Origin of the sequence: Streptomyces sp. NPDC014891 (assembly GCF_043081085.1) — a bacterium.
Taxonomy (GTDB): Bacteria; Actinomycetota; Actinomycetes; order Streptomycetales; family Streptomycetaceae; genus Streptomyces.
This window is the reverse complement of sequence record NZ_JBIBWF010000020.1, coordinates 1-12582: the sequence shown is the minus strand read 5'-3', so window position 1 is coordinate 12582 and position 12582 is coordinate 1. Positions and strand designations below refer to the sequence as shown.

11 protein-coding genes are annotated in these 12582 nt (G+C 73.0%); 9 read left to right on the top strand and 2 right to left on the bottom strand.

What is annotated here, in order from left to right; genetic code table 11:
* Nucleotides 1-28: 28 nt before the first annotated feature.
* Complete coding sequence (locus tag ACF09E_RS35210) at nt 29-484, bottom strand: metallopeptidase family protein (RefSeq protein WP_361850439.1); 456 nt, start codon at nt 482-484, stop codon at nt 29-31.
* A 299-nt stretch (nt 485-783) separates the two neighbouring features.
* On the opposite strand from ACF09E_RS35210, the gene ACF09E_RS35205 reads away from it, so the two are divergent.
* The 8 genes from ACF09E_RS35205 (at nt 784) to ACF09E_RS35170 (ending at nt 9949) form a co-directional block, all read left to right on the top strand.
* Nucleotides 784-1218 carry a DUF3499 domain-containing protein gene (locus tag ACF09E_RS35205; protein WP_361850441.1) on the top strand — a complete coding sequence of 145 codons (435 nt, stop codon included), beginning with the start codon at nt 784-786 and terminating at the stop codon, nt 1216-1218.
* A gap of 103 nt (nt 1219-1321) precedes the next feature.
* On the top strand, nt 1322-2686 hold the full coding sequence (locus ACF09E_RS35200) for a phosphomannomutase/phosphoglucomutase (protein WP_392210345.1): 1365 nt from the start codon (nt 1322-1324) through the stop codon (nt 2684-2686).
* Between the two features lie 95 nt (nt 2687-2781).
* On the top strand, nt 2782-2961 hold the full coding sequence (locus ACF09E_RS35195; protein ID WP_388807200.1) for a Trm112 family protein: 180 nt from the start codon (nt 2782-2784) through the stop codon (nt 2959-2961).
* A gap of 761 nt (nt 2962-3722) precedes the next feature.
* The gene (locus ACF09E_RS35190; RefSeq protein ID WP_392210343.1) at nt 3723-4871 is read left to right on the top strand and encodes an SIS domain-containing protein; all 1149 of its coding nucleotides are present in this window, start codon (nt 3723-3725) and stop codon (nt 4869-4871) included.
* A gap of 263 nt (nt 4872-5134) precedes the next feature.
* Nucleotides 5135-6286 carry a mannose-6-phosphate isomerase, class I gene (gene manA / locus ACF09E_RS35185; protein ID WP_392210341.1) on the top strand — a complete coding sequence of 384 codons (1152 nt, stop codon included), beginning with the start codon at nt 5135-5137 and terminating at the stop codon, nt 6284-6286.
* A 66-nt stretch (nt 6287-6352) separates the two neighbouring features.
* Nucleotides 6353-7321 carry a cation diffusion facilitator family transporter gene (locus ACF09E_RS35180; RefSeq protein ID WP_392210339.1) on the top strand — a complete coding sequence of 323 codons (969 nt, stop codon included), beginning with the start codon at nt 6353-6355 and terminating at the stop codon, nt 7319-7321.
* Nucleotides 7322-7683: 362 nt separating this feature from the next.
* The gene (ahcY, locus tag ACF09E_RS35175) at nt 7684-9138 is read left to right on the top strand and encodes an adenosylhomocysteinase (protein WP_392210337.1); all 1455 of its coding nucleotides are present in this window, start codon (nt 7684-7686) and stop codon (nt 9136-9138) included.
* Nucleotides 9139-9334: 196 nt separating this feature from the next.
* The gene (locus ACF09E_RS35170; protein ID WP_392210335.1) at nt 9335-9949 is read left to right on the top strand and encodes a hypothetical protein; all 615 of its coding nucleotides are present in this window, start codon (nt 9335-9337) and stop codon (nt 9947-9949) included.
* A 122-nt stretch (nt 9950-10071) separates the two neighbouring features.
* Here ACF09E_RS35170 and ACF09E_RS35165 read toward each other — a convergent pair whose 3' ends face one another.
* Nucleotides 10072-11055, bottom strand: a complete 984-nt coding sequence (locus ACF09E_RS35165) for an RDD family protein (protein ID WP_392210333.1) — start codon at nt 11053-11055, stop codon at nt 10072-10074.
* A 119-nt stretch (nt 11056-11174) separates the two neighbouring features.
* On the opposite strand from ACF09E_RS35165, the gene ACF09E_RS35160 reads away from it, so the two are divergent.
* Nucleotides 11175-12182: a stage II sporulation protein M gene (locus ACF09E_RS35160; protein WP_392210331.1), complete on the top strand. Its 1008-nt coding sequence runs from the start codon at nt 11175-11177 to the stop codon at nt 12180-12182.
* The last annotated feature ends 400 nt before the right edge of the window (nt 12183-12582 follow it).

Genomic DNA, 12582 nt, shown 5'->3' with positions numbered 1-12582 from the left:
GCCCCGCTCCACGGGGCCCCGCCTCACGTCAGTCCTGTCCGTACCGGGGGTCGACGGACTCGGGGGACAGCCCGAGCAGCTCGGCGACCTGCTCCACGACCACCTCGTGGACGAGGAGCGCCCGCTCGTCCCGGCTCTTCGAGCGGATCTCCACCGGACGCCGGTACACGACCACCCGGGCCGGATCGCCCTTCTCGGCGGGTGCGGAACCGCCCAGCGGTACCGTCTCGCCCGGCACCGTCGGCGGCACCTCCATCACCATGAACTCGACGTCGGCGAGCTGCGGCCAGCGCCGCTCCAGCCGCTCCACCGAGTCCAGGACGAGATCGCGGAAGGTGTCGGCCCGGCTCGTGGAGAGCGGCACCTGGGGAGGGGCGACCGGTCCCCGCATCCCGCGGCCGTGCCGGTCGCGGCGGCGCACCCGGGGCTCCGCCGGGGGCTCCGAGGAGTGGTGCGGGGGGCTCGGAGGCACAGGAGTGTCCATCACTGACGCAGCGTAACCCTCATCGGCACCCGAGCACCGTGGCGCATCCTCGCCACCTTGCCGTGCCCTCCGGACCCGGCGCCCCACCCCCTGTCGCAACCTGAACGTTCAGGCCGACGGTCCGCCCGTTTCGCGGGCTCGGGACGATCGGCCATCTGGCCGTGGTTGACCGGATCCATACCCTCGACTGTCCGGATCGAGTCCTGCCGCCGCCCCCTTGCGGCCCCTCCCGCGCAGGTCGGAGCGGCTCCCGTACCGGTGGGGGTGGCGGAGGTCACACCGCGACACGGGGGAGTGACCTGAGGGAGAGTCGTCGCGGCCCGCTCAAGAGTGCGGTACCGTCCAACGTCGTGAGCCCTGTACGTCGCTGTTCGCGCACTGCGTGCGGCCGCCCTGCCGTCGCGACACTGACGTACGTCTATGCCGACTCGACTGCGGTCCTCGGCCCGCTCGCCACCTACGCCGAGCCCCACTGCTACGACCTGTGCGCCCCGCACAGCGAGCGCCTCACCGCCCCCCGCGGGTGGGAGGTCGTGCGGCTGACCGACGGATCCGCCCCGCCCCGCCCCAGCGGCGACGACCTCGAAGCCCTGGCCAACGCGGTGCGCGAGGCCGCCCGCCCCCAGGAGCGCACGGCCGAGGCCGGCGGCAAGAGCGGCGGAGGCCGCGGCGGCGACCCCATGGAGGTCGGCCGCCGGGGGCACCTGAGGGTGCTGCGCTCCCCCGACAACTGAGCACAACCGGCCACCCTCCGCGTACCCCCGTCCCACTCCGGGTAGCTTTGGCGTTCCGCACACGCGCCGCACACGCGTGCCGAGAACTCAGGAGGGTGGATCCGTGACTGCCGATCTGTCGCAGATCGTGAAGGCGTACGACGTCCGCGGAGTGGTACCCGACCAGTGGGACGAGTCGCTCGCCGAACTCTTCGGCGCCGCCTTCGTCCGGGTGACCGACGCGGCCGCCATCGTCGTCGGCCACGACATGCGCCCCTCGTCGCCCGGCCTCTCGGACGCCTTCGCGCGCGGCGCGGCCCGCCTCGGCGCCGACGTCACCCTGATCGGACTCTGCTCCACCGACCAGCTGTACTTCGCCTCCGGCAGCCTCGGCCTGCCCGGCGCGATGTTCACCGCCTCGCACAACCCGGCCCAGTACAACGGCATCAAGATGTGCCGCGCCGGAGCGGCCCCGGTCGGTCAGGACACCGGCCTGGCGGAGATCCGGCGGCTGGCGGAGACCTGGTCGGAGAGCGGCGCCCCCGAAGCGGCGGCGACTCCCGGCACGATCACCCACCGCGACACCCTCGACGACTACGCGGAGTACCTCAAGTCGCTGGTCGACCTGACGGCGATCCGCCCCCTCAAGGTCGTCGTGGACGCGGGCAACGGCATGGGCGGCCACACGGTCCCCACCGTCTTCGCGGGCCTGCCGCTGGACGTGGTCCCGATGTACTTCGAGCTCGACGGCACGTTCCCGAACCACGAGGCGAACCCCCTGGACCCGAAGAACATCGTCGACCTCCAGGCCCGCGTCGTGGCCGAGGGCGCCGACCTCGGGCTCGCCTTCGACGGCGACGCCGACCGCTGCTTCGTCGTCGACGAGCGTGGCGAGCCGGTCCCGCCGTCCGCGATCACCGCCCTGGTGGCGGCCCGCGAGCTCGCCAAGCACCCCGGCGGAACGATCATCCACAACCTGATCACCTCGTGGTCGGTGCCGGAGGTCGTCCGCGAGCAGGGCGGCGAGCCGGTCCGCACCCGCGTCGGTCACTCCTTCATCAAGGAGGAGATGGCCAAGACGGGCGCGATCTTCGGCGGCGAGCACTCGGCGCACTACTACTTCAAGGACTTCTGGAACGCCGACACCGGCATGCTGGCCGCCCTCCACGTCCTCGCGGCCCTCGGCGGCCAGGAGGGTACCCTCTCCGCCCTGACGGCCGCGTACGACCGCTACGCCTCCTCCGGCGAGATCAACTCGACCGTGGCCGACCAGAAGGCCAGCGCCGCCAAGGTCCGGGCGGCGTACGAGGGCGGCGGCGTCACCCTCGACGACCTGGACGGCCTCACGGTGACCGCGGCCGACTGGTGGTTCAACCTGCGCGCCTCCAACACCGAGCCGCTGCTCCGCCTCAACGTCGAGGCCCGCGACACGGCGACCATGGAGCGGATCCGCGACGAGGTCCTCGCCCTGGTCCGCGCCGCGGACTGACACCCGCGCACACCCACCGCCGGGGAACGGGCCGACCCCCGTCCCCCGGCGGTAGGCTGACCTGGCCCGAAACCGCTTGTTCGAAGGGACATCCCATGCCGCTCGAAGCCGGCCTCCTGGAGATCCTGGCCTGCCCCGCGTGCCACGCTCCGCTGAACGACCGCACGGCGGACGAGACCCCCGAACTCATCTGCACCGGCTCCGACTGCGGCCTCGCCTACCCGGTCCGCGACGACATCCCGGTCCTCCTGACGGACGAGGCCCGCCGCCCGTAGCCCACGGGGAGACGCGCGGAGCCGCGCCGGCCCCGGCGAAGCCGGTCCGCGAGCAACGGCGGGGCCGGGATCCCGGGGGACGGGCCGGACGACCGGCCGCACGACGGAGCGACGGGGACAGGACCGCGGACCCGGACCCCGACGGGGGCCCGGACGCCGGAACGGGACCGGACGCATCAGGACCCGGCGAACGAGAACCGGTCCGCACGACCCCACGAGACCGGGCAGGCGCGCTCCACCGCTCGCCCCCGGCGCCTCGACGGCTGACGGCCTGCTCACGGAAGAGGGGCGTGGCGAAGGACGGTCCCCCGGCTCACGGGCGGGGAACGGGCCCGTACGGGGCCGGCTCCCCGCTCCGCCCGACGCCGGATCCGCGCCGCTCCTCACGGGGGACGCCGGCAGCAGTCCGGCCCGCGGCCGACCCGGCCCACCCGCCGAAGCCGCCGCGTCCACGTCGCGCCCCTCGGCACCCCCGCGCATCCGGACGGCCCACCCGCCCCGCAGGGCCCGCGGCGAGCGCACCCCGCACGGGAACGTCCCGACCCGCCGTTCCGTCCCTCCGGACGGCACGAGCCCCGCCGCCCGGACGCGACAGGCCGTGACCGACCCGCCGCACCCGGTACCCGGCCCCCGCCCGCACCCCGTACGACCCCGCACTCCCAACACAAGCCCCGCACCATAGAAGGTGCGCACCACACAGCAGCCGAAGCCCCCTCCCCGCAGGGGCCCGCGGCGACGATGCGACCGGAGGCACCCGCCCCATGCTCGACGAGACCCTCCTCGACGCCCCGGACGACCTCGCCCTGGCAGACCGCCGCGGCCTCCTCCGCGGCGCGGCCGAAGCCGGCGCCCGGGTCAGGACCGCGGCCCGGCACGCCGCGGAGGCCGGCATCGCCGACCTCCACCCCGAAGGCCGCCCCCGCGCGGTCCTCGTGGCCGGACCCGGCACGGCCTCCGCGGCCGTCGCCGACCTGATCGGCGCCCTGGCGGGAGCCTCCGCCCCCGTCGTACGCCTCCAGCCGACCGGCGTCGCCCCGGCGGCCGGCGCCCTGCGCTGGGTGCTGCCCGGCTGGGCCGGCTCCGTCGACCTCCTGCTGCTGCCGACGACCGACGGCTCCGAACCGGGCCTGGCGCTCCTCGCGGAGCAGGCCTACCGCCGCGGCATCACCGTCGTCGCCGTCGCCCCCAAGGGCTCGCCGCTGACCGAGACCGTCAGCGGCTCACGCGGTCTGTTCGTGCCGATGGCCGTCGCGCCGAACGAGGCCCCGAACGAGTACGCCGAGAACATCGCGGCCAGCCCCGGCACCCTGTGGGCCCTGTTCACCCCGCTGCTCATGCTGCTCGACCGGGTCGGCCTGCTGGAGGCACCGCCCGAGGCGCTGGAGAAGGTCGCCGACCGGCTGGACCGTACGGCGGAGCGCTGCGGCCCCGCCATCGCCACGTACAGCAACCCGGCGAAGACGCTGGCCGCCGAGCTCGCGGACACCCTGCCGCTGATCTGGACGGAGGGCGCGGCCGCGGGCCCGGCGGGCCGCAGGTTCGCCTCGGTGCTCGCCGAGCTCTCCGGGCTCCCGGCGCTCGCCGCCGAGCTCCCGGAGGCCCTCCCCGCCCACGGCGTCCTCCTCGCGGGCGACTACGCGGCGGGCGCGGACCCCGAGGACTTCTTCCGCGACCGGGTCGAGGAGCCGCAGGCCCTGCGCGCCCGGGTGGTGCTGCTGCGGGACCGTCCCGCGGACGGCCTGACGGCGGCCCACGCGGCCCGAGAGCTGGCACTGAGCCACGAGACGGCGATCAGCGAGCTGGAACCGGAGGAGGGCGGCGACCTGGAGACCCTGGCGGAACTCCTCGCGGTGACCGACTTCGCGGCCGTCTACCTCTGCCTGGCGACCCCGGGCCGCACGGCCCTCTGACCGGCCCGGGGGCCGAACCACCCCGGGCCGGCCCACGGCAGACCGCCCACGACAGGCCGCTGAGGGCAGACCACCCGCCGCGGACCACCAGCCGCGGACCACCCGCCGCAGCGCCCGCCGCGGACCGTCCGTCGCAGTCCGCCCGGGGAGAGAACCCCGGGGGCCACCACCCCGTAACCCACCCGTCACCCGCCCCCTGTCACCTGTCACCCGACACCCCTCATCTCACCGTCCGTCACCGTCCCGAGGAGCTGGCAGGCACCATGGACCGCCTCGTCAACACCGTTCGCCCCTACGCCTGGGGATCCACGACGGCCATTCCGGAGCTGCTCGGCGTCGCGCCGACCGGCGAACCCCAGGCCGAGCTGTGGATGGGCGCCCACCCCGGCGCCCCCTCCCGCACCGAGCGCGGCCCGCTGAACGCGCTGATCGACGCCGATCCGGTGGGCGAACTGGGAGAGCGCTCCGTCGCCGCGTTCGGACCGCGGCTGCCGTTCCTGCTGAAGGTGCTCGCCGCCGGCGCCCCGCTCTCCCTCCAGGCCCACCCCGACCTCGCCCAGGCACGGGCCGGCCACGCCGCCGAGGAGGCCGCCGGCATCCCCGTCGACGCCCCGCACCGCACCTACAAGGACGCCAACCACAAGCCCGAGCTGATCTGCGCGCTCACCCCCTTCGACGGACTGTGCGGATTCCGCGCCCCGGCCGAGACCGCGGACCTGATCGCCGGGCTCGGCGTCGACTCGCTCAAGCCGTACGTCGACCTGCTGCACGCCCACCCCGAAGAGGCCGCGCTCCGCGAGGTCATGACGGCCCTGCTGACCGCCGACCCGGAGGAGACGGCGCACACCGTGACGGAGGCGGCCGCCGCCGCGGACCGCCTCGGCGGCGACTACGCCCCGTACGCCACCCTCGCCCACCACTTCCCGAACGACCCGGGCGTCATCGCCGCGATGCTCCTCAACCGCGTCACGCTCCAGCCCGGCGAGGCCCTCTACCTCGGCGCGGGCGTCCCGCACGCCTACCTCTCGGGACTCGGCGTCGAGATCATGGCCAACTCCGACAACGTGCTGCGCTGCGGACTCACCCCCAAGCACATCGACGTCCCCGAACTGCTGCGCGTGGTCCGCTTCGAACCGGCCGACCCGGCCGTCCTGCGCCCCGAGGCCTCCCCGTCCGGCGAAGAGGTCTACGACACCCCGATCGACGAGTTCCGCCTCTCCCGCCTCGTCCGCCCCGAGGGCGCCGCCCCGACCGACCTCACCACCCCCACCCCGCAGATCCTGCTGGCCGTCGCCGGACGGCCGAAGGCGGGCGAAGTCACCCTCGCGGCAGGCGAGTCGGTCTTCGTACCCGCGGGGGAGAAGACCGAACTCACCGGTACGGGGACGGTCTTCCGCGCCACCGTCGTGGCCTGATGCAACAATGACCGGCCGAACCGCGGCGACAGAGCCGGTGCATCGACGAAGGGACCACGTACACCCATGAGCGCGTCAGGCGGAACCAAGGCGATCGTGGCGGCACTCGCCGCCAACCTCGCGATCGCCGCAGCCAAGTTCGTGGCGTTCCTCTTCAGCGGTTCGTCGTCGATGCTCGCCGAGAGCGTCCACTCGCTCGCCGACTCCGGGAACCAGGGCCTGCTCCTCCTCGGCGGCAAGAAGGCGCAGCGCGAGGCGACACCGCAGCACCCCTTCGGCTACGGCCGCGAGCGGTACATCTACGCCTTCCTCGTCTCCATCGTGCTCTTCTCCGTCGGCGGCATGTTCGCCATCTACGAGGGCTACGAGAAGATCAAGCACCCGCACCCGATCGAGGCCTGGTACTGGCCGGTCGGCGTCCTCGTCTTCGCGATCATCGCCGAGTCCTTCTCCTTCCGCACCGCCATCAAGGAGTCGAACCTCATCCGCGGCGGCCTCACCTGGACGCAGTTCGTCCGCCGGGCCAAGGCCCCCGAGCTGCCCGTCGTGCTCCTGGAGGACCTCGGCGCGCTCGTCGGCCTCATCCTCGCGCTCGGCGGCGTCGGCCTGGCCCTGCTCACCGGCGACGGCGTCTGGGACGGCATCGGCACCCTCTGCATCGGCGTCCTGCTGATCCTCATCGCGATCGTGCTGGCCGCCGAGACCAAGTCCCTGCTGCTCGGCGAGTCCGCCGGGACCGAAGAGGTGAAGCGCATCGAGGCCGCGGTCGTCGACGGCGAGACCGTCACCCGCCTCATCCACATGCGCACCCTCCACCTCGGCCCCGAGGAGCTCCTCGTCGCCGCCAAGATCGCCGTCCAGCACGACGACTCGGCGGCCGAGGTCGCGAACGCCATCAACGCCGCCGAGGCCCGCATCCGCGCCGCCGTCCCGATCGCCCGGGTCATCTACCTGGAGCCCGACGTGTACGACGAGCGGAAGCCCGCGCCCGCCCGCACCGACCTGACGAAGACCCCGGACGACACCGACGGCTGACACCCGCCGGAACCGGCCACCCGCCCCCGTCGGCCGGCCGGCCGACGTCCCCGGATGACCGCCCCGCGAGGCCCCCGTGACCCCCAGGTCCCGGGGGTCTCGCGCGTATGTACGGGGGCGCGATCAAGCCCGGCCGTCCCCCGCGGACTGTGGCCCGCCCCGCCGTCCGGTGTAGATTCGTGACCAGCCAGACGTCGCTGCTGATGGCGGTCGGGCGGTCCGCACGGACCGGCCGAGGGAGAGAGGGCCTCCGACGACGGCACCGTGGAAAGCCCGGGCATTCCTGTGTCCGGAGAGCCTCCGTGGTGCCCTGCGCCCCAACCGACCCTCGCACGCGCGAACACACGAGGAGCAGCTCAGTCATGACGACTGTCGCCCACCAGGACTTCAAGGTCGCCGACCTCTCCCTGGCCGCCTTCGGCCGCAAGGAGATCACCCTCGCCGAGCACGAGATGCCCGGCCTGATGTCGATCCGCCGCGAGTACGCCGAGCAGCAGCCCCTCGCCGGCGCCCGAGTCACCGGCTCCCTGCACATGACCGTGCAGACCGCCGTCCTCATCGAGACCCTGGTCGCCCTCGGCGCCGAGGTCCGCTGGGCCTCCTGCAACATCTTCTCCACCCAGGACCACGCCGCCGCGGCCATCGCCGTCGGCCCGAACGGCACCCCGGAGAACCCGCAGGGCGTCCCGGTCTTCGCCTGGAAGGGCGAGACCCTGGAGGAGTACTGGTGGTGCACGGAGCAGGCCCTCACCTGGCCGAACACCCCCACCGGCGGCCCGAACATGATCCTCGACGACGGTGGTGACGCCACCCTCCTCGTCCACAAGGGCGTCGAGTTCGAGAAGGCCGGCTCCGCCCCGGACCCCGCCACCGCGGACAGCGAGGAGTACGGCCACATCCTCCGTCTCCTCAACCGCACCCTCGGCGAGAACCCGCAGAAGTGGACCCAGCTGGCGTCCGAGATCCGCGGCGTCACCGAGGAGACCACCACCGGTGTCCACCGCCTGTACGAGATGCACCAGGCCGGCGACCTTCTCTTCCCGGCGATCAACGTGAACGACGCCGTGACGAAGTCGAAGTTCGACAACAAGTACGGCTGCCGCCACTCCCTCATCGACGGCATCAACCGCGCCACCGACGTCCTCATCGGCGGCAAGACCGCCGTCGTCTGCGGCTACGGCGACGTCGGCAAGGGCTGCGCCGAGTCCCTCCGCGGCCAGGGCGCCCGCGTCATCGTCACGGAGATCGACCCGATCTGCGCGCTCCAGGCGGCGATGGACGGCTACCAGGTCACGACCCTCGACGAGGTCGTCGACAAGGCCGACATCTTCATCACCACGACCGGCAACAAGGACATCATCATGGCCGCGGACATGGCCAAGATGAAGCACCAGGCCATCGTCGGCAACATCGGCCACTTCGACAACGAGCTCGACATGGCCGGCCTCGCCAAGACCCCCGGCATCGTCAAGGACGAGGTCAAGCCGCAGGTCCACACCTGGACGTACCCCGACGGCAAGGTCCTCATCGTGCTGTCCGAGGGCCGCCTGCTGAACCTGGGCAACGCGACCGGCCACCCCTCCTTCGTCATGTCGAACTCGTTCGCGGACCAGACCCTGGCCCAGATCGAGCTCTACACGAAGCCGCAGGAGTACCCGACCGACGTGTACGTGCTCCCCAAGCACCTCGACGAGAAGGTCGCCCGCCTCCACCTCGACTCCCTCGGCGTCAAGCTGACGACCCTCCGCCCCGAGCAGGCCGCCTACATCGGCGTCGAGGTCGAAGGCCCGTTCAAGCCGGACCACTACCGCTACTGATGCCCCGGCCGGCGGCGCCCGCGCACTGACGCGGCGCCGTCCCGGACATCTGTGGAGGAACTCAGGCAGGCCCCCCGCACCCCCGTGCCGGGGGGCCTGCCCCGTCCCGGGCCACGCGCCGGCGGAGATCAGGACCCCACGGGCCCTACACCCCGGCCGGCCGCACCCCGAAACCCCCGTCCCGAGGACCCGCCCCATGCCCCGCGGCCGCTATTCGCTCCACGACCCGCACGATCACACCCCCCTCGGTGACGAACACTTCCACTGCGCGCCCGGCCCCTCCGGCTGGCGCTACGTCTCACAGGTCACCACCCCCTCGGGCGACCACCGCGGCTCCGTCGACCTGGCCGTCGACGAACTCGGCCGCCCCATCCGCCTGGAACTCCACGCCGCCGGCTGGCAGGTCCGCGGCGCGGCCCTCGACGGCGTCACCTGGGTCCGTACGGACCCCGCCGGGACCCACGCCACCGAAGGCAATGTGCGCGCCCACGCCTTCACCGGCACCTCCCCGGCGTTCCTCGTCGCGCTCACGCGACTCCTGCGTCTCACCCCCGAGTCCCCCGAGACCCGTGTCAGGCTCGTCGCCCTCACGGACCCGGTGCTCGCCCCCCTCACGGTCGACCAGTCCTGGGCCCTGATCGGAAGTGAAGCGCACGCCACTGACAACGGCCCCCTGATGGTGGACGAGTACCAGGTCAGCGCCCTGGACACGGGCGAGCGGCACACCGTCCACATCGCCGGCGACGTGGTCCTCGCGGCCCCCGGCATCGAACTGGAGGACCTGCAGACCCCGCCCTCGGTCTTCCCCTGACGACCGAGGTCTGACGACCGGTGTCTGACGACCGGTGTCTGACGACCGATGTCTGACGACCGATGTCTGACGACCGGTGTCCGACGACCGCGGTCTGACGACCGGTGTCCGGCGGCCGGCGATCAGGCGGGCGGAGCGAAGCCCGTGGCCGGCGTGGCCGCCTCGGGGCCGCCGACCGCAGGAGGCGCGACGACCGGCGCGACGACCGGCGGGGCGGGCCGCGACGCCACCGGCGACGGCGCCCCGGGAGAACCCCCGGCCGGCATCCCCACGGCACCTGCCGTCCCCGCCGCGTCCGACGTCCCCGCGATCCAGGCCGTCCCGGTCGACCCGGGCGCTCCGGTCGCCTCGGGACCCCTCGAACCGAACGCCCGCCGGGCGTCCCGCGCCTGCCGCTCGGCCACCACACCCGCCAGGTAGGCCGCGGCCGGCACCCCCGGCGGCGGAGGCGTCCCCGTCCGGGCCACCAACTCGTCGGCAAGCCGCTCCGCGAGCTGCCTCCCCACCACCGCGTCCAGTTCACGCGCCCGCGTCAGGTACTGCCGTATCTCCAGCCACAAGGGCTCGGGCACCGCCGACAGGTCCAGCCCCGCGAACCGCCCCACCAGCCACGGCGGCGGCGGGGGCACGACGAGCATTCGCGCCGCGGGGATCCGCTCCCGCACGACGAGCGTCCCCGCGAAGACGTCCCCGAGCCGCCGCCCCCGCTCCGACACCAGGGACGAGACACAGGCGACGGCCCCGAACGTCATCAGGATCTCCACGACCCCCATGGCCCCCCGCACGAGCGCGTGCCGGAACCGGATCGGCCCCCCGTCGTCCCGCACCACACGCAGCCCGCAGGCCAGCTTCCCGAGGGACCGCCCGTGGGACAGCGTCTCCACCGCGATCGGCGCCCCCACCAGGATCAGCAGGAAGGAGGCGATGGACAGCGCCATCACCGCGGCCTCGTCGAGCGACGCGGTCGCCACCGCGAGACCGAGCGTGATCAGCAGGTACACCGCCCAGACCACCGCCAGGTCGATGAGCACCGCCAGCGCCCGGCTCGGAAGCCGCGCCGGCTGCAACCCCAGTACGACGGCGTCCCCGGTCACCACGTCACTCACGGCACCCACCCTTCTCCGACCTTCCCGGCCCCTCCGAACGCCAGTCTGCCAAGCTGACCGGCAGCGCGCCGCAGCAGTACGGAACCCTCCGCAGCCGATGCCTGGAGCAGCAGCCGATCATGGACCTCGACGTCTACGTCACCGCCCACCGCGCCGAGTGGGAACGCCTCGACCAGCTCCTCCGCAAGAGCGGCAGGCTCACCGGCGCCGAGGCCGACGAACTCGTGTCCCTCTACCAGCGCGCGGCCACCCATCTCTCGATCGTCCAGTCGAGCGCACCGGACCCCATGCTCACGGCGCGGCTCACCCAGCTCGTGGCCCGCGCCCGCGCCACCGTCACCGGCACCCGCCGCTCCTCCTGGCGCGACGCGGCCCGCTTCCTCACCGCCGGATTCCCCGCGGCCGTCTACCGCTCACGCCACTGGTGGGTCCCCACCGCGGTCCTCTCCACCCTGCTCGCCGTCCTCATCGGCTGGTGGATCGGCACGCACCCCGAGGTCCAGGCCGCGATCGGCGCCCCCGCCGACCTCCGCGAGATGACCCGCCCCGGCGGGCAGTACGAGACGTACTACTCCAGCAACCCCGCGGCGTCCTTCGCCGCCCAGGTCTGGACGAACAACGCCAAGGCCGCGGCGATGTGCCTGGTCCTGGGCGCCTTCCTGGGCATCCCGGTGCTCTGGATCCTCTTCGTGAACATGTTGAACGTCGGCGTCGGCATCGGCCTGATGTCCTCCGCGGGTCGCCTCGACGTCTTCCTCGGCCTGATCCTCCCCCACGGCCTGCTGGAGCTGACCGCCGTCTTCGTCGCCGCGGGCACGGGCCTCCGCCTCGGCTGGACCGTCATCGACCCCGGCCCCACCACCCGTCGCGCGGCCCTCGCGGAACGCGGCCGCGCGGCGGTCGGCATGGCCATCGGCCTGGCGCTCGTCCTCTTCGTCTCCGGCCTCATCGAAGGCTTCGTGACCCCCTCCGGCCTGCCGACCTGGGCCCGCATCACCATCGGCGTCGCCGCCGAGCTGCTCTTCCTCGCCTACGTCTACGTACTCGGCGGCCGTGCCGCCCGCGCCGGCGAGCAGGGAGACCTGGAGGAAGCCGACCGCAGCGCCCGGCTCCCCACCGCCGCCTGATGTGCGTCCGGCCCCGCGGACCTGCTAGTGTCCTCCGGTGCCCACAAAAGCCATTGACATGGCGGACGTGGGGAGGTAGATTCAAACGGTTGCCTGGAACTGGACAGTTCGGCAGCGATCAAGTAGAGTCTCACCTCGCTCCGGTCGGGAAGTAAATTCCACGGAGCCATCCCGATTCTCATCCGAATCAAGAAAAGCCACCGATTAGGTCGGCCGAAATGATTCTGATAAAGTCGGAACCGCCGAAAGGCCCCCGGAGTGAAAACAAAAGGGACCGGAAAGCACCGAGGAAATCGGATCGGAAAGATCTGATAGAGTCGGAAACGCAAGACCGAAGGGAAAGCCCGGAGGAAAGCCCGAAAGGGTGAGTACGAAGGAAGCGTCCGTTCCTTGAGAACTC